The 18094-nt window shown below is 57.5% G+C and carries 11 protein-coding genes; 4 read left to right on the top strand and 7 right to left on the bottom strand.

Annotation, left to right across the window (positions count from 1 at the left end):
• The 3 genes from VGJ94_17175 to VGJ94_17165 form a co-directional block, all read left to right on the top strand.
• Positions 1–363, top strand: a 363-nt coding sequence (locus VGJ94_17175; GenBank protein ID HEY3278350.1) for a hypothetical protein, incomplete at its 5' end; no start/stop codon positions are given.
• Positions 364–554: 191 nt separating this feature from the next.
• Positions 555–1145 carry a TetR/AcrR family transcriptional regulator gene (locus VGJ94_17170; protein ID HEY3278349.1) on the top strand — a complete coding sequence of 197 codons (591 nt, stop codon included), beginning with the start codon at positions 555–557 and terminating at the stop codon, positions 1143–1145.
• A 43-nt stretch (positions 1146–1188) separates the two neighbouring features.
• Entirely contained in the window at positions 1189–3243 is a 2055-nt protein-coding gene (locus VGJ94_17165; GenBank protein HEY3278348.1) for a molybdopterin-dependent oxidoreductase, read from the top strand.
• Between the two features lie 67 nt (positions 3244–3310).
• Here VGJ94_17165 and VGJ94_17160 read toward each other — a convergent pair whose 3' ends face one another.
• The 6 genes from VGJ94_17160 to VGJ94_17135 all read right to left on the bottom strand — a co-directional run bounded on the left by VGJ94_17160 (position 3311) and on the right by VGJ94_17135 (position 15091).
• On the bottom strand, positions 3311–4780 hold the full coding sequence (locus VGJ94_17160) for a glycosyltransferase family 39 protein (GenBank protein ID HEY3278347.1): 1470 nt from the start codon (positions 4778–4780) through the stop codon (positions 3311–3313).
• A 3-nt stretch (positions 4781–4783) separates the two neighbouring features.
• Positions 4784–5167: a hypothetical protein gene (locus tag VGJ94_17155; protein HEY3278346.1), complete on the bottom strand. Its 384-nt coding sequence runs from the start codon at positions 5165–5167 to the stop codon at positions 4784–4786.
• Positions 5168–5579: 412 nt separating this feature from the next.
• On the bottom strand, positions 5580–5729 hold the full coding sequence (locus VGJ94_17150) for a DUF5989 family protein (GenBank protein ID HEY3278345.1): 150 nt from the start codon (positions 5727–5729) through the stop codon (positions 5580–5582).
• A 157-nt stretch (positions 5730–5886) separates the two neighbouring features.
• On the bottom strand, positions 5887–7749 hold the full coding sequence (locus tag VGJ94_17145; GenBank protein ID HEY3278344.1) for a carbamoyltransferase: 1863 nt from the start codon (positions 7747–7749) through the stop codon (positions 5887–5889).
• Positions 7750–7942: 193 nt separating this feature from the next.
• The gene (locus VGJ94_17140) at positions 7943–11611 is read right to left on the bottom strand and encodes an SBBP repeat-containing protein (GenBank protein HEY3278343.1); all 3669 of its coding nucleotides are present in this window, start codon (positions 11609–11611) and stop codon (positions 7943–7945) included.
• A gap of 60 nt (positions 11612–11671) precedes the next feature.
• The gene (locus tag VGJ94_17135; GenBank protein ID HEY3278342.1) at positions 11672–15091 is read right to left on the bottom strand and encodes an SBBP repeat-containing protein; all 3420 of its coding nucleotides are present in this window, start codon (positions 15089–15091) and stop codon (positions 11672–11674) included.
• A gap of 428 nt (positions 15092–15519) precedes the next feature.
• Between VGJ94_17135 and VGJ94_17130 the strand changes: the two genes are divergently transcribed.
• Entirely contained in the window at positions 15520–16749 is a 1230-nt protein-coding gene (locus tag VGJ94_17130) for a hypothetical protein (GenBank protein ID HEY3278341.1), read from the top strand.
• 60 nt (positions 16750–16809) lie between these two features.
• On the opposite strand, the gene VGJ94_17125 is transcribed toward VGJ94_17130, so the two are convergent.
• On the bottom strand, positions 16810–18094 hold a 1285-nt coding region (locus tag VGJ94_17125), incomplete at its 5' end, for a metallopeptidase TldD-related protein (GenBank protein HEY3278340.1).

The raw sequence follows: 18094 nt of genomic DNA, 5'->3' as shown, positions 1-18094 counted from the left end.
CAGTTCTACGTTGTCTTCAACAAGAGGAAATGGGACAGCCTTCCTCCGGATGTAAAGAAGACCTTCACCGACTTCTCGAGAGAGTTCCTCGAGAGATGGGCCGTGGAATGGAACAAGATCGACATCGAAGGCAGGGACTATTTCATTAAATTAGGCGGCCAGGTAATACCCGTCTCCGACGCGGAGCAGGCAAAGATGGTGAAGGCAGTGGAGCCCGTGATCGTAGACTTCAAGAAAGACCTCGTCAACAAGGGCTTCAAGGCAGCCGAGGTAGATACATGGGTAGCCTTCATCAAGGACCGCATCGAGTACTGGAAGGGCCAGGAGAAGGTCCAGAAGGTGCCTACGGCGTATAATTACTAAGACAAAATCCTCGTGAGCGATTGCGGGCCGTGACCGGAGCATAGATCACGGCCCGTATTATTAGAAAGTGCTTGACAAATGAATATTATTCATTAAAAATTGAGCAGCACTCAATATAAGAATTCCGATTCAAAAAAAGCCCGCATGGCGGGCGCCGGCGGGCGATGAATCATACGGGAAGGGGTGGATTAGTGATAAAGAAGAAACTGAGAAAGCAGCAGATCATGCAGGCTGCCATAGATGTATTCGGTAAAAGTACCTATCAGAGTGCGAATATCTCTGAAATCGCCAGGACCGCGGGCATCGCGGAAGGGACGATCTACCAGTATTTTAAAAATAAGCAGGACCTTTTCTTCTCTATCGGTCTCGAAAAAACAAAGGAATTCTGCAAGGAGATCGACCGCCATCTGGAAGGAGCTACGGACACGACGGACAAGATAAGAAAGCTCGTCTGGTATTATCTCTACTATTTCAAGACAAACCCTGATTACGTGCGGAGTCTCATGCTCGAGATGAGGGTAAACCGAGACTTCGTGAAATCGAAGAGTTACAAGAGTTTCAAGGCCTTCAGCAAACAGGTGCTCGGGATACTCGAAAAGGGGCAGAAAGAGGGCGTCATCAGGAAAGACGTGGATGTATACCTCGCCCTCCAGCTTCTCCTCGGGACGCTGGAGCACATCGTGACCAGGTGGCTTCTAAAGGGGGAGAAATATGACCTCCTCGAGCTTCATGAGCAGGTGAGCGAGCTCGTGCTCGGAGGTATCTGCGGGCGCGCCGGGTGATCTCCGGAGGTTGGGTGAAAAGGATTAAAAGGGGGCAGGGCAGATGGAAAAGGAAGTGACGAAGGCGTATAGCGGCTGTGCACTCTGTTATCACAGCTGCGGCATCGAGGTATCGGTGGAAGACGGAAAGGTGGTGAAGGTCAGGGGCCAGGCGTCCCACCCCGTGAACAAGGGGAAGCTTTGCCCGAAAGGCCGCACCACGATCGAGCACCTCTATCACCCCGACAGGCTCAAGTACCCGATGAAAAAGAAGAAGGGTGCATTCGAGCGGGTCTCCTGGGAGCAGGCCCTTTCAGAGATCGCGGCGAAGCTCGGGAAGCTCAAGGAGGAATACGGACCCACGGTCCTTGCCTTCTTCTGCGGCTCGATCGGGGTCGAGAACCTGGAGATGGTCTCCCTCACTCACCGTTTCAAGGCTGCCTTCGGCTCCTCCAACTTTTTCTCCGTTGAGAGTATCTGCTACCGCATGAGGATCAGGGCGCGGCAGATCACCTTTGGAAAATATCCGGTAGAAGAGATGGACTCGAACCTCTACATCCTCTGGGGCCACAATCCTTCCGCCTCCGATTTTCCGCTGCTCCTCGCCATGCAGGAGAATATGAAGAAGGGTGCGAAAGTCATCGTCATCGATCCGAGGCGGATTCCGCTGGCGGAGAAGGCGGAGATGTACCTTGCCATAAGACCCGGAACTGACGGCGCCCTCGCTCTGGCCCTCATGAACGTGATGATCGAAGAGAAGCTCTACGACGCGGATTTCGTGGAAAAGTACACCTACGGCTTCGACCGGCTCGTCCTCCATGTACGGCAGTACACGCCCGAGTGGGCGGAGATGATCACCTGGGTCAAAGCCGAGGATATCCGGACCCTTGCGCGCAGGTTCGCGGGCACCCGGGGGGCGAGCATCTTTCACGGCACCTGCACCCAGGACCAGTGCGCCAACGGCAGTCAAAACGACCGGGCCCTCGCCATATTGCAGGCGCTCACCGGGAATATCAACGTGCCGGGCGGCTGGGTAACAGGCCCCGGCCTCCGCTTGAACGACCTCGGCCTTCCCAACCCCGGTAAGCCCCTGGGAGCGGATGAATACCCCCTCTTCCACGAGCTCTGGGGAAGAAAGAGCCCCTATGCGGTCATGAACATGGTGCCCGAGAGCGTGCCCGACAAGCTGCGGGCCTTTATCGTGGCGGGTGGAAATCCCCTCGTCACCATGCCCGATTCGAACGCCCTGAGGGATGCCTTCAAAAAGCTGGACCTGCTGGTAGTTTACGAGCAGTTCATGACCGAGACCGCCCAGTTCGCCGACTATGTGCTTCCTGCCGCCAACCAGCTCGAGTTCTGGGGCCTCGCCTACAATTACAATGTGTGCCATAGCGTCCCTTACCTCATGCTCCGCCCGCCCGTGATCGGGCGTTATCACGAGTGTCGCTCGATCCGGGAGTTCTACACGGACCTCGCCGGCAGATGCGGCTTCGGGGAAAAGTTCCCGTGGAAATCGGACCGTGAAGTCGTAGCCTTCGAGCTTGAGCCGTGCAGCCTGAGCTTCGAAGCCCTTCTCGAGAAACCGGAAGGCGGCATGTATGGGAAAAAGGAGTATGGGATCCGGGAGAACTCTTTCGCTACCCCCACGGGGAAGATAGAGATATGGAGCGAAGCTTTCGAAAAGGCCGGATTCGACCCCCTGCCCACGTACCTCGAACCTGACAAGAGCCCCCAGGGGCCACGCTGGGCGGAGCTCGGGGAGAAATATCCCCTCATTCTCTCCACCGGCACGAGGGACTTCTTTTTTAACGGAAGCATGCTCCACAATATGGAGTCCCTCAAGAGCCGCTCTCCATTCCCCAAAGCCGAATTGGGACCGGCGACGGCGCTAAGGTACGGGATCGCCCAGGGAGACGACGTGATAGTGGAGACCGACCGGGGTAAGGTCAAAATGAAGGCGAGCGTGGATGATCGGGTGGTGGAAGGGGTGGTACTCGTGCCCCACGGGTGGCCGGGTGAAGGAAACTGCAATCTCCTTACCGACTGCAACTGCAGGGAGCCTATCATGGGCTATCCCCAGTGGAAAGGACTCCTGTGCAGCATCAGGAAGGCGGGTTAGAAAAGGCCGAAGCAGCCGATCTCGCTGCTCCTTCTCATGGGAAGGGGATCGTCCTGTCAGGCCCGATTCACTTGTCGCGAATACGGTAAAGCTTTACGAATTCCTCACCATGTCTGAATTCGGAAAAGGGAGTAAGGGGCTTTACGCAACCGGCGACGAAGGGGGTACCCTTTTCGGTCTCTTCGTCGGTCACGACATAATCTACCCCCCTGGACCTCAATTGCTCCATAAGGGCGCCACAGGTATCGACTCCCCGGGAAAGAGAGGGGAGAAAGCGCCACTCCCCCTGTGCATAGAAAGGCACCAGAGGCATGGCGGCGGCGACGACGGCGTGAGGATCGCGGGAGCCAAGGTAAAGCCCCGCCTCCTTGTTGAGCCCTCTTGTCGTCGAGGGAGGATTCACGCATTGGATGAGGGAGAAGCCGACGATGCCCGCGATGCAGAGATAATAGATAATCTTTCCCCGACCTGATCTTCCGGCAAAGGACCTAAAAACAGAGAGGCCGGCAACCGTAAAAGGCAACATCAGGGGGATCAGTTCCACATAAAACCTCTTTGACGATGCCCTCACCGCGGAAGGAACGAGGATGTGGAAGAAAAGGAGAACCAGGACGAGCACTGCATAGCGCCTGTCGACTCTCGCAATGCCGAGATAAGCGAGAAGCAGTAAGTGAGGCAGCAAAGCATTTACCACATCGTAGAGAACGGTGGGAAAATACCTCGCGATCAACCCGAGGGAGGATACGGGCAGCAGATGGGAGTGGTAGGCCGCAGGACTTGCCATCATTTCTTTGGCGAGAATCGCTTTTTTGCTCACTACCCAAAATCCGGTTTCCGCTTTCATCCAATACACGTACGCGCCGACTAGAAATGCAAAGAAAAGGGCGAAAAGGAAGGCGTGGAGAAACCTCTTTTTTAATAAAAACAGGGCGCAGAGAGGAACGGAATAGGCGATGTATTCCGGTCTCGTGAGATAGGTAAGAGACAGAGAAAAGCCCGAGAGCGCCGCGTACAAAGGGCTATCGGCTGTCCAGCTCCTGTAGAAGGCGAAGACGGTGAAGAGGACGAGCACCGTGGCGATCGATTCCGTGAGGACAGACGCGGAATATTTTACGAGGTAAGGGTTCAGGGCGACGAAGAAGGCCACATAGAGGGCCTTCGTGTCTCCTATAAGGCGCCTGAAAAAGATGAATGAGAGATAGACAAGGAGAAGGCCCGCGGCGAGAGAGACGGCGGTGCCCGCAAGCTCCAGGTCCGGGATTATGAGATGGGCAAGGCCGATAAGAAATGGATAGAAGGGAGGAAAAACCCCTCCGAGTGCCTCCCGCACCTCTCCTTTCGAAAAGGCGTCCCCTATTTGAGCATAAAGGGTCCCATCGAGATCTATGGCGGACATGGTCGCCGCCGCGGCAAGACGGAGGATCAAAGCCAGGGAAAGGATAAAAATAAGGATAATGGCCGGACGTTTGATTTCTTGATCCGGATCGAAGGTCAACCATGAAAGGAAGGCGGCGCGGGGAGTCTCGATGGGGGCCATCCCTTACCAGGGGTTGGTGAGATCTCCGGCGTGGTAAGAATGGTCTCTGCCCGAGAAATAGGTCTTTCCATCCCCCTTTTTGAGCCCCAGGAAATCACCGTGGAACATCCGGTACAGGAGACTTATAGGTGTGAGGAACAGAAAAAAAATAAGCCCCAGGATCACGCGGGTATTGACGGCACTCAAAAGCCCCGCGAATTTAAGCCAACCCGAAGAAACCCTGATCGACCACCGCTCCATAAAAACACCTACAGCAAGCAGGAGAAGGGCGAGAACATACAAAGCCTTCGCCCCGCTTAAAAGGCCGAAGAATATCCCGGCCATGGCAAGAACGGCCATAGTGGTAAGGGCCTCATGGCCCGCGGTTTTTGTTTTGTTCCTTTCCATTAAATTATTTATTCCCAACAAATACAAAAGTCGAAAGCATCATACCATTTTATGGGGTTCACGTCACCCCCTCCAACGGCAAAGCCGCTGGAGTCTCCCCCTCGCGCTCGCTGTGCGAGCTACAACACGCGAGAAAGATTTTATGTATGCTTCATCCCATTACACGCACATTGATTTACACGTTGTGACTGCTTTTTGGGCTCACGTCACGCATTGTAATGGGGCTCACGTCGCCCCCTCGACGGGCAAGGCCCGCCGAGCCTCCCCTTCTCGCTCGCTGTGCGAGCTACACGCGAGAAAGATTTGACGTATTCTTCTTCTCCCCACACGCACCACCGTTTTCCGATTACACGTTTTCCGATTTTCTCTTTTAACGCATCACACGCATCACACGCTTTAACGCATCACACGCTTAAAAAATCGCGTAAATAAAAGGTGCGATTGCCGAGCCTCCTGAGAGTACTATGAGGAGTCCGAAGATCAGGAGCACGACAATGATGGGCAAAAGCCACCATTTTTTTCTTTCTTTGAGAAATCCCCAGAGATCACCCAATAATGACATTGTTTACCTCCTTATTCGGCTTCCCGAATCCGGGTTAATATCGGAATGCGGTCGGTTTTGCTTCCCTGTCAGGGACAGGGATTAAATTTTGGTCAATATTCGGCATTCTTCAGACCGAGGGCAGGATCGGCCGGTCCAAGGGCCGATGATCCTCTTCTTAATCGAGCCCGTATACCTCTTTCCAGTCGCCTTTTTCAACCCAGGGAGGCTGCGACTTCTTCTCGAAAAGATAATCGCCTATTACGAGATAATCCATCTCCGTTCTCATGAAGCACCTGTATGCATCCTCGGGGCTCATGACAATGGGTTCTCCCCGGACGTTGAAGCTCGTGTTGATGATCACTCCGTAGCCTGTCCTGTCTTTGAACCGTTTAATGAGCTGCCAATATTTCGGGTTCGTTTCTTTGTGGACGGTTTGTATCCGTGCCGTATAATCGATATGGGTTACCCCGGGCACATCGGACCGGAGGTGATAGAGCTTGTCTCTCCAGGGCAGGGAATGATAATTGCCGGGTACGGGGTTCCGTTTCCCTTCCTTCACGTCCGCCACGAGGAGCATGTAAGGGGAGGGGGTCGCAAGGTCGAAGAACTCCTCCGAGTCCTCCGCAAGCACCGAAGGCGCAAAGGGGCGGAAACTCTCCCTGTATTTTATTTTAAGGTTCAGTTTTTTCTGCATCTCCGAATTCCTGGCGTCCGCAATGATGCTCCTGTTGCCCAATGCCCGGGGGCCCCATTCCATCCTCTCCTGGAACCATCCTACTACATTGCCCTGATCGAGAATTTCGGCTGTTCTGACGCATAGGGCATCGAAATCTTCGAATTTCTCGTAGGGGGCTTTATATTTTTCCGCCATGACGAGGGTGTAGGCGTCGCTGAACCTGGGTCCCAGATAGGAGCCCTGCATGTTATCGGGGAACGGGTGGGCCGTGCGTTTTTGCCCGAAGTAGATGTGGTACGCGGCCAATGCCGCTCCAAGGGCGCCTCCGGCATCTCCTGCAGCCGGCTGAATCCAGATATCATCAAATATTCCTTCTCTCAGGAGCTTGCCGTTTGCCACGCAATTGAGGGCCACCCCTCCCGCGAGGCAGAGGCGCTTCGAGCCGGTCAACCGTTTTGCCTCCCGGGCCATCTTCAGGAAGATCTCTTCCGTAACGCGCTGTATGGCCAGGGCCAGGTCGCAGTGCTCCGGCAGGAGTTCGCCCTCAGCAGCGCGGACGGGAAAGCCGAAGAGGTCCGCCCATTTTGAATCCCGGGCCATTCTGAGGCCCGTCGCATAATCGAAATATGCCTGGTCGAGCCGTATGGAGCCGTCTTCCTTGATATGGACGAGGTTCTCCTTGATGATCTTCTCATACCGGGCGGTTCTCTCTGCCGCAGGGTCGCCGTAAGGGGCGAGCCCCATGAGCTTGTACTCGCCTGAATTAACCCGGAACCCCAGGTAATAGGTAAAGGCGGAATAGAGGAGACCCACGGAATGGGGAAACTTCAGCTCGGAAAAGATCTTTATCTTTTCTCCCTGTCCGTGACAGATCGAGGTGGTGGCCCATTCCCCCACGCCGTCAATGGTGAGGATTGCCGACTCATCGAAAGGCGACGGGTAAAAGGCGCTCGCCCCATGGGAAAGGTGGTGCTCGGGAAAAAGGAGGGTCATCTTCTTTTTATCGAAGGGGCCGATCTGCCTGAGCTCGTCAAGAATCAGCTTCTTGAGCATGAGCTTCTCTTTTATCCACACCGGTATGGCGGAGAGAAAAGATTTGAACCCCCTGGGCGCGAAGGCGTAATACGTCTCCAGAAGGCGCTCGAATTTGAGGAAGGGCTTGTCGTAAAATACCACGGCCTCGAGCTCGTCCAGGGAGATGCCGGCCTGATCGAGGCAGAAGGAGACCGCGTGGGTCGGGAAGGAGGGATCGTGTTTTCTCCTGGTGAAACGCTCTTCCTGGGCGGCGGCGATGATACTCTCATTCTCTATCAACGCGGCCGCGGAATCATGGTAAAACGCGGATATGCCTAAAATGTACATTGTAAGGGATGAAAGGCCCGGGGACCCCCCAATTCACTCCTTCCGATTGATTCCCCTTATATTGGGAAAGTTTGCAGGTCATTATACCCCGCACGCTCACTTTCTGCAATACCTGTGTCCCGGAGATTTCTCCGGGACACAGGTAAGATGGATTCCGGCGTCAACTGCGAATGGGTATAGGGGGTCCCTGGATCTACCTCCTCACGGTTACCGTAAACATGGTCTTTACCGCGGGGGTTTCGGTGAGGGAGACGTTGAGCTTCCCGATCCTCTGCCCTGCCGTGGGATTGGGGCTTGCGCTATAGGAAACTGCGCCGCTTCCGCTTCCCGCGCTCGTATCGGCGGTGAGCCAGCCTTCCGACGAGGTGACGTTCCATGTGCAGCCTGGGGGCGCATTTACCGTGAATGAGCCGTCTCCTCCGTTCGCGTCGAAGCTATGGCGGGGAGGAGGAGAGATGGAGAGGGTGCAGGCGGACTGACTCACGGTGAAAGCCTTCTTCTTCGTGGGAGCAGTGCTCAGGGCGACGTTGATCGTGCCCTTTCTCGGTCTGCCCGTGCTATTGGATGCGGCGGTGTAGGAGACAGGGCCCGTCCCGGTTCCCGAGGCAGTGGCAATGACCCAGTCAGGTGAGGCGACGTTCCATTCGCAGCCTTGCGTGGCATGTACGGTGAAGGAGCCCGTCCCTCCAACATGGGTGATGGCGTCATTGGTGGGGTAGATCGAGGTGAGGCTGCAGGGACAGCCCGCCTGGGCGACGGCGAAGGGGCTCGTATGGACGGTCACCGTCCCATCCCTCCTCGTGATCGTCTCATTAGCCGAAGTGGTGATCCTGAGGGTGCCCCTGTTATTACTGAACCTTCCCATGGAGGCGGTGACCCACGAATCGCTTGCCGAGATGACGGGAGTCACGCAGTTCGTCCCATTGGCATGGACCGTCACGTTGGTGGAGCTTCCCCTGTAGGGAAATGATTTCGATGAGGAGCTGACCGTATAGGCGCAGGAGTCGAAGGTGGCGGTCACATTCCTGGCCTCCGTCATGGTGACCGTGCACGTGCCGGTGCCGGTGCACGCCCCGCTCCAGCCCGTGAAGGTAGAGTCGGAGCCGGCAATGGCGGTGAGAGTGACGGAGGTACCGTAGTCATAGGTGCCCGTGCAGGCAAGGCCCGTGCAGGTAAGGCCCTGGGCCTCGATCCTGCCTACGCCCTGTCCCGACATGGTGGCGGTCAGGTTTGCGCTGGCGATCCCATAGGTGACCACCACGGCATGGTCGGCAACGACATTCGATATGCTGTAGGGATTGGGGATGGCGGCGCGGGAAAGTTTCTTCTGAGAGGCAGCCGGCCCGGCCGCTTTTTTTCCGGACCCTGTCCTCAAGAGACCGGAAGCATTTACCGGCACCCCGTTGTCCGTGAGGCTTGCTATGCGATATCCCGTGTCAGGGGTCATGGTGATGGAGGCTGTGCCCCCGTAGGCAACGCTCTGGGAGGGAGGGGAGACGGTCCCGTGCCCGCCGGAAACGGAGGCGGTGACCGTGACGTTTGCGGTAAAGGCGGCGGTCACGCCCGCGCCGGTGCTCATGGTGACGGCGCATGTGGCGCTCCCGGTGCAGGCTCCGCTCCAGCCCGCGAAGGTGGACCCGCTCGCGGGGGTGGCGGTGAGATTGACCACCGTACCGGGCGCGAAACCAGCGCTGCACGTTGATCCGCAGTTGATGCCGCCCGTGTCGCTCGTCACCGTGCCGCTCCCGGTGCCGCTCTTCGACACGGTGAGGGTCACGCTCGACGCAAACCTGGCGACGAAGGCGTCATATGAGCCGCCGGATGTCGCCTGGAAGGAGCCGGTCGTGACGGGGAAGCTGGTGGAAGTGGACAGCCCCGTAAGGTAGACCGACCCCTCGGCATCGAGAGCGATGCCGAATGCCTGGTCATCGCCGGTACCCCCGAGGTAGGTGGAATAGACGAGGCTGTCTCCGTTCGGGCCGAGGCCGGTGAGGAATACGTCGTTCGAGCCGCCGAGGGTCCCCTGAAAGGCGCCTGCCGTGACCGGGAAATTGGCTGATGCCGTATATCCGGTCACATAGACATTGTCCGAGGCATCGAGAGCGATACCGTTTCCGAAGTCGTCCCCGGTACCCCCGAGGTAGGTGGAATAGACGAGGCTGTCCCCGGCCGTGCCCAGCTTGGCGACGAAGGCGTCCTTGTTGCCTGCTCGAACCGTCTGGAGGGCGCCGCCCGTCACGGGGAAATTGGCCGATGCCGTGTATCCGGTCACATAGGCATTGTCCGAGGCATCGAGAGCAATACCATTACCGTGGTCCTCCCCGGCGCCTCCGAGATAGGTGGAGTAGATGAGGCTGTCTCCGTTCGGGGCGAGCTTGGTAATGAAAGCGTCGTGGCCTCCGCCTGAGAGAATCTGAAAGGCGCCTGCCGTGACCGGGAAATTGGCGGACTGCGTATATCCGGTCACGTACGCATTGTTCGAAGCATCGAGAGCGATACCGTTCCCATAGTCCCAGCTGCCGCCGCCGAGATAGGTGGAGTAGACGAGGCTGTCCCCGCTCGGGCTGAGCTTGGTGACGAAGGCATCCCACACCCCGCGGGAGAAAACCTGATACGCTCCTGCGGTGACAGGAAAGTCGTTTCCCAACGTGCGTCCGGTCACGTAGGCAGAGCCCAGGGGGTCGAGAGCGATGGCCGCGCCGTAATCTTCCGTGGCCCCCCCGATGTAGGTGGAGTAGACGAGGCTGTCCCCGTTCGGGCCGATCTTCGTGACGAAGACGTCGTAAAAGCCGCCGCCGCCGTATACGGTCTGGAAGGCGCCTGCCGTGACGGGGAAATTGCTCGACTGGGTTGCCCCCGTGACGTAGGCGTGGCCCGTGGAGTCGACGGCGATCCCGTTGCCGATGTCGAAGAAGCCGTTGCCCCCGAGGTAGGTGGAGTAGATGAGACTGTCCCCCGATGGGGAGAGCTTGGTGACGAAGACGTCGAATCCGCCGCCGTCGGCGGCGTGTGCCGTCTGGAAGGCGCCCGTGGTGACAGGGAAGCCGGCGGAGCGTGTGGTCCCCGTGACATAGGCGTGGCCTGTAGAGTCGACGGCGACCGCGTAGCTCGCATCGTTGCTCGTACCGCCGAGATAAGTGGAATAGGCGAGGACGGGGTCGATCACGAGGGCATATTTCTTGTCGTATGCCGCCACGGTGAAGCCGTAAGTTGTCCCGCCGGCGAGGAGGAACTTGCCTTCCGCCTCAACCTTCTTCCCGTCGATCATCTGGTAGACATGGGGTTTTCTCTGGAAGAGGGAGCCTCTTTTCAAGGCGATCTCAAGCTCCCCTGACGAAGTGAGGGAGAGCCTCTCTATCCCTTTATAGGAGAGCCGTATACCTGAAGGGTCTGCCCCCGGGGAGACGATGAGGTCGTACTCCAGCTCGCTGTTGGTCCCGTAGAATTTCATATCGATTCCGGGATAGACGTTCTTATAGTAGATGGCCCCGTAGGTGGGTATATTAGTTTTCCATTTGGCCGGGTCGCTGCCGATGAGGTAATTGACCTTGCCCTCTTTCTTTTCTCTCCCTTCCCCTGAAAAGGAAGAAGCATCGAGGGGCGTAAGCGTCACGGCCTCGGTCGATTTGTTTTTGTTGAGGTAAAGGGTCACGCCCTCCATGGTAAACGCCGTGGAGTGCCCGCCGGAGAGCTCGTAGAAGAGGACGGAGGTGTCTCTTTGTCCCTCGTTCTTTACGAATGCGAGAGGGAGCTTCATATAGGATGCCTTCACCCGGTCCTTGTAGGGAAAGGCCTTCGCATGAGCATCGAGCGCGAAGAGGCAGAGTATTGTCGCCATAAGCAGAATGGTGGTTCGTTTCATGCATTCCTCCTTAATAGGGCTGAGAGCGTGACCTCGATGAGGTTCCGTCATCCACAAGGGCTAATTACCCTGCACCACCCTGAATATCTTGCTGGTGGAAGGGGTCGTCGTAGTGCGCACCCTTATGCTTCCCGTCCTCCTGAAGCCGGTGGTATTCTCGGCCACATTGTAGGAGACGTTGCCGGGTCCGGTGCCCAGGGAGGTGGTGCTGAGCCACCGGCCGACGGCCGTTGCCGCGGCCCACGGACAGCCCGCAGCGGTAGTGACGGTGAAGGCGGGAGACTGAGCGTCGTACGAGAGGGCCGCATTCGCCGGGGTGAGGGTAATGGTGCAGGGTGCGCCCGCCTGGCTCATAGCTACATTTTTTCCGCCGATGCTGACGGCGCCGTTCCTTCGGAGGGTGTCGGAGTTTGCCCCTACCGTGACCCTGACGGTGCCCCTGTTATGAGTGAAGGCGGAAGGGCTGGTGGTGATCCATGGATCGGAGACGATGCCCGGAGCAGGACAGTTCCTCGATCCCCTCGCCGCGATGGCGATAACGAGATTCTTCCCGGAATAGGGGATGTAGCGGGAGACGGGGGAGACGGCATAGGTGCAGGCCCCCGTGAAATTCGCGCTTACGGCTTTCGCGCCGGATATGGTCATCGTGCAGTTCGTGCCGGAGGGAGAGTCGCACCCCGTCCAGCCCGCAAAGGAGGAGCTTCCCTCCGGGGTGGCGGTGATAATCACCTGGCTTCCGTTCGCGTAGGTGCCGGTACAGACGGTCCCGCTGCAGGCGAGTCCCGCGGCAGAGAGGGAGCCCGTGCCGGAACCCTTGATCGAGGCACGCAATTGACCGTCAAGGGTAAAGGCGGCGCTTACGGTCTTATTCCCCGTCATGGCGACGGTGCAGGTGGAAGCGCCCGCTACGCCCCGGCCCCTTGCCCGCTGCGCGTTGGAGTCGCACCCGGTCCAACCCGCAAACGAGGAGATTCCGTCCGGGGTGGCGGTAACGGTTACCTGAGTTCCATAGTTATAGGCGCCGGTACAGGTGCTCCCGCTGCAGGTGAGCCCCGCGGCCGTGAGGGTTCCGCTGCCTGCTCCCGTTTTCGAGGCGGTCAATGTCTCGCTGTCGACGCTGAAGGAGACACTGACGGTCCTGTCCCCTGCGATCGTGACGGTGCAGGTCGAAATGCCCGCTACGCCGCGGCCTCTTGCCTGTGACCCGGTGGAGTCGCACCCGGTCCAGACCCCCTTCGAGGAGCCCGTAGAGGGCGCGGCCCTTACCGTTACCTGGGTGCCTGCCGCAAATGGAGCCGTGCAGGTCGAGGTGCAGCTCAAGCCCGAAGGGGACGAGGTGACGAGCCCCGAACCCGAGACGGCGACGGTAAGCGCCGGGACGAGCTTGGCGATGAAGGCGTCAGACCCACCCGCATTTGTCGATTGACGTGCGTTCACCACCGGGAAATTGGGGGCCCTCGTCTCACCCGCTATGTAGGTATTGCCGAAGCTGTCGACGGCAATAGCCAGCACCTGATCATTTGAAGCCCCACCCAGATAAGTGGAGTAGACGAGGCTCGCTCCCGTGGGGTCAAGCTTTGTAATGAAGCCGTCAGCGTCACCGCGATTTGTGGGCTGATAGGCATTCGCCGTGGGAAAATCCCAGGAGGCGGTGAGGCCGCCTATGTAGGCGTGTCCCGCAGCATCGACCGTCATGGCAAGGGCGAAGTCATTGCTTATTCCGCCAAGGTAGGTGGAGTAGGCGAGGCTCGCTCCCGTGGGGTCGAGCTTGGTGATGAAGGCGTCAATTGCTGCGGCTTTCGTCGCCTGATATGCATGGGCGATGGGAAAATCGGCGGAATTGGTAGATCCTGCCACGTAGAGATTGCCCCCGCCGTCCATGGAGGTCGCGAACGCATAATCGTTGCCCGTCCCCCCGAGATAGGTGGAGTAGACGAGGCTGTTTCCCGAAGGGCTGAGCTTGGAGACGAAGGCGTCGGAGCCTCCCGCAATTGCCCCCTGGTAGGGGTTCATAATCGGAAAGTCGGCGGATGTGGTTTCACCCGCAATACAGACGTTGCCTGCAGAATCGACGGCCATGCCGCGAACGGCGTCGTAGCCCGTCCCCCCGAGATAGGTAGAGTACACGAGGGAAGTCCCCGAGGGGCTGAGCTTGGCGACAAAGCCGTCAAAGCCTCCCGCAATTGCCCCCTGGTATGGGTTCGCGACAGGAAAGTCGCCGGATGGGGTTTCACCCGCGACATAGGCGTTTCCCGTCGAATCGACAGCGAGGGCATGGGCCCAATCATTACCAGCCCCGCCCAGGAACGTGGAGTAGAGGAGGGCGTTCCCCGAGGGGTTGAGCTTGGCGACGAAGGCGTCATAAAGGCCGCCCAGTACCGCCTGAAAAGGGTTTACGGTGGGGAAGTCGGCGGAGCAGGTGTATCCCGCGACATAGACGTTTCCCGTGGCATCGACGGAAATGGCGGAGGCATAGTTGGCGCAGCCGCCTCCTAGGTAGGTGGAATAGACGAGGCTTTGCCCTTTCGCATCAAGTTTCGTGATAAACGCGTCGGCACCCCCTGCCTGCCCATTTTGCACCCCATGGAGGACCGGGAAGTCGGCAGAGTAAGCGCTTCCCGCCACATAGACGTTTCCCGTAGAATCCACGGCGATTCCGGAGGCGCCGTCATCGGCGCTCCCGCCGAGATAGGTGGAGTAGTCGAGGGTCGGGTCGATGACGAGGGTGCGGTCCCTGTCGTAAGGCGCTACCACGAAGGCATATGTCGTCCTGTCGAGGAGGGTGAAGTAGCCCGGGACGATTTCCTTTCGGTCGTCCCGCGTCTGGTACACGACGGGCTTCTTCTGAACGATCGTGCCGCCTTTGAGGACGATAAGGAGCTCCCCATCTGGGGTGAGGAGAAGGTCCTCCACGCCGTTATAGGAGAGGCGCACCTTCGAGGGGTCGGCCCCTGGGGAGACGATGATGTCGTATTCGAGCTCTGAATTGGTGCCGTAGAACTTCATGTCGATACCGGGATAAATATTCTTATAGAGGACGCCCCCGTAGGTGGGGAGATCGGTCTTCCATTTCGCGGGGTCCTTGCCTATGAGGTAGTTGATCTTCCCCTCCTTCGGGTCGATGGGCTCGACGGCAGAGGGAGCGCCATCGAGGGGGCTCAGGATGACCGATTCGAAGGAACCTTTTCCGCCATTCACCGAGCCGGAGCCCGTAAGGGAAAGGGAGACGCCCTCTCGCGTGAAGGCAGTGGCGCGACCGGTCCCCAACTCGTAAAAGAGGACGGACTTCTCCCTCTGTCCCTCATTCTTTACGAACGAGAGGGGCAGCCTGAGAGAGGATGCCTTTATAGCCTGCCCTCTCCCGGCGTCGATGCCCGCGTCAAGACTGCCCGGACCTTTATTCGTTTCGGCCGTCGCCATAGCGGTACAAAGAAGGGTAAGGACCAAAGTCAGGGGAATAGCTTTGAGAGTTTTACGCACGCGGAAGTTTCCTCCTTTTGCATATTTTGAGATCAGGCGATGCAGACGCGCCGCCTTTACGGGTGCGCCGTCATTGCCGAGGGCCCCGGGATCGAACCTGTCTTGATATGACTGATACGTTTTTGATAATGGGTTTATTCCGCCAAATCATAATCGGAAAAAAGGGTGTAGTCAAGAAGATTAACCTGTAATTTACCGCCAGTTTCCATCCCCCTATGCTTTGTCTTTCGGGAAAAAGGTGGGGCAAGAACGGGAGAAGTCCAGCCCCTTTACCCTTACCAAGGCAAGATGGGCATGTCCCGGGCGGAGCGGGGTGCCGGGGGTGCGGAAAAGGCTGCCCTCTTCGCCCAAAAAACTTGCGCCTTATCCGGCGTTCTGGTATCCTTCTTCATGATAATCGCTCATTTCCCGAGGGTGATGGGGGTGATATGAAAATTCCTGTCCCTACTCTATTCCGAAGGTTTTTGGCCGCCCTGATCCCGCTGCTCCTCACCTATCATGCCCTGCTCTTCTATGGGTTTTTGGCGAATGCCGTGCTTTACGCCCTCCTCTTTGTCGCCTTCATGGCTTATTTGTTCATAGACTGGAGAAACTCTCTCATCCTCTCCTGCGCTCTCCTCGGCGCCACCTTGCTGTTAAATTTTCTCGTAGGGCTTGTGGGGATCGACGATCGTATCTATTATCGCGAGCATGAGAGGTTTGGTGTCTATAACAGCGACCTCCAGGCGGACACGTACCGAAAGAACGTGGACGTCACCTTGAAAGAGCCTTTCGGCGACGTCTATGCCGTGGGGGGCGCGAAGGGCCTGGAGGCGGAGCCGCGGACAGTGAGATTCCGGACCGATTCCCTCGGGTTCAGGAACGAGGCAGCCTACAAAGGACAGAAGTATGTGCTGGTCGGGGATTCCTTCGTAGTGGCGAACGGATGCAGCCAGGAAGATATGCTGGCGAGCCAGTTAAAAGACGGGTACGGTATAGATGCCTATACATTGGCCTATCCCGGAGGCATCCCGGAATACGTCCGGTTTATTCGCTACCTGGAGAGAAAATCGAGGGATGACTTCAGGGTCCTTCTTTTTCTTTTCGAGGGCAATGATTTCCCCGAGTCCTACTCCCGAAAGCACTTCGTGGTAAAGAAGAATTTTATCAAAGCACTCTTCGCCACCTACCGGTCATTTTTCAAGGAGACGACTCTCTACCGCTACACCTTCAGTCTCGCGGCCTCCCGGAAAAAGAAGCCTTTCACGTCGACCGTGCTTACCGTAAAGGGCCATAAGATAGGCGATTTCAACGAGTATGTACACGCCACCGAAAGGCAGTCTTATAATTTTCCCGAAAGGGGGGTGCAGGCCCTCGCAGGCGTGAGCGGCCGGATAGACCACATCTTTTTTATTCCCACAAAATTCAGGGTCTACTATGATTTTCTCGATTCGGGCAAGGGAAACCCGCTGCCTGATGCGCAATGGGAAGCGGTGAAGGCCCTCGGCGCGCGCCTGAAAATCCCCTGCACCGATCTCACGGCTCCCCTTGTCGCCGATTCGGCGGAACTCCTCAAAAAGGACCGGTTTACTTTCTGGAAAGACGACTCCCATTGGAACCGGCAGGGCATCGCGGTCGCAGCCGGGATAGTCGCCTCCCGTGTAGGGGCCGGGAAATAAGGGGAGCCGGGGCTTTACCGGATATGCAGATTTGCGCCCCCCCATTGAAACAGTCAGTCATCATCTGCCGCTTATCTTCAGGCCCTCCACGTAAAGTGAGGGGGAGCCGTGAGACCCGTAAAACCTGAGATCCCTGCCTACCCCTTTTATGTCCTCCAGTATCTCGAAAAGGTTCCCGGAGAAGATAACCCCCGTAAAGGGCGATATGGTTCCCTTTTTCTTCAGGAAGCCCGTGGCGCCGAGGGAAAAATCCCCGGTAATGGGGTTTGCCGTGTGGGCGCCCATGAGCTCCACGATAAGGATGCCGTCCAATCCGTCCGAGGTGAGATCGAGCTCTCCCTTTTCTATAAAAAGACCCCTCGGGCCGCACGAAGGAGGTCCCTTGATGCCGGGCCTTACCGCATTTCCCGTGGAGGCGTTGCCGAGCTTACGACCGTAATAGGCATCATAAAGGAAGGTTTCAAAAACACCTCCCTTGACCACTTGGTTTGCCCGGGAGGCAACCCCCTCCCCATCGAAGGGAAAGCTGTCGATTCCGGCGAGCCCCGAATCGGTGATCGAAAGGAGAGGGGAAAAGCATTTCTGCCCCGTTTTTCCGGCAAGACGGGTCTTGCCTTTATGGAGATTCTCGGCCAGAAAAGATTCTGCGAGGATTTCGAGAAGGTCGCATGCCGCCTGGGGAGTAAGGACCCCGTCGTAAACCCCGGTGTCGAGCTGGGTGCTCGAGAGGAGGGAGACGGCGGTTCGCGCCGTTTCCTCGCCAAGGCCTTTTCCATCAAGACCGGATAATTTATCCGCCCAGATCCAGCTGAACCAAGATGCCTCATCCGCCTCGCGGGCAACGCACATGGCGCTCAAGGTATAGAGGGTTTTCCTCGCATCTGCCCGAAGTCCTCTTGAATTGAGGATTGTGGCTTCGATTCTCGTCTCCTGAAGCTCACAACTCCTCGTAGCTTTGATGCGGGAATCATAGTCGAGGATGGTTTGTTCCATATCGGCCAGGAGGGAGGTCTTCTGCCGGTCATCCGCACGAAGACCCTCTTCATCCCATATATCGAGCTCGGGATAGGTGGAGGCGCCCTCGGGAAAGACCTTGTCTTTATCGACCTCCAGGAAAGGCAGCACCAGCTCGGCATTTTCGACAAGGGAGGCGACTGCCCGGCTGCCGGCGTCAAAGGTGTAGGAGAAGACCATTTTGCCGTCTTTTATCGCCCTCAGGGCGATTCCGGTCTCTTCCTTTACTTCCGCGCCTGAAAGCTCGGTTTCCCGTGTCTCGAATTTCTTGATCCTCTCCCGCAGAAAAAAGAGCTCATATTCAGGAAATGCTTTTTCTATGCCTTCTTCG

This window comes from Syntrophorhabdaceae bacterium, assembly GCA_036504895.1.
Taxonomy (GTDB): Bacteria; Desulfobacterota; Syntrophorhabdia; order Syntrophorhabdales; family Syntrophorhabdaceae; genus PNOM01.
Note: the sequence above shows the minus strand (reverse complement) of the source record. Positions and strands in the feature narration are given on the sequence as shown.

Bases quoted from the DNA above. Each gene is read 5' to 3' on its own strand.
- VGJ94_17130 (HEY3278341.1), top strand. From the start codon at position 15,520: ATGAAAATTCCTGTCCCTACTCTATTCCGAAGGTTTTTGGCCGCCCTG.
- VGJ94_17160 (HEY3278347.1), bottom strand. From the start codon at position 4,780: ATGGCCCCCATCGAGACTCCCCGCGCCGCCTTCCTTTCATGGTTGACC.
- VGJ94_17155 (HEY3278346.1), bottom strand. From the start codon at position 5,167: ATGGAAAGGAACAAAACAAAAACCGCGGGCCATGAGGCCCTTACCACT.
- VGJ94_17140 (HEY3278343.1), bottom strand. From the start codon at position 11,611: ATGAAACGAACCACCATTCTGCTTATGGCGACAATACTCTGCCTCTTC.
- VGJ94_17145 (HEY3278344.1), bottom strand. From the start codon at position 7,749: ATGTACATTTTAGGCATATCCGCGTTTTACCATGATTCCGCGGCCGCG.
- VGJ94_17165 (HEY3278348.1), top strand. From the start codon at position 1,189: ATGGAAAAGGAAGTGACGAAGGCGTATAGCGGCTGTGCACTCTGTTAT.
- VGJ94_17150 (HEY3278345.1), bottom strand. From the start codon at position 5,729: ATGTCATTATTGGGTGATCTCTGGGGATTTCTCAAAGAAAGAAAAAAA.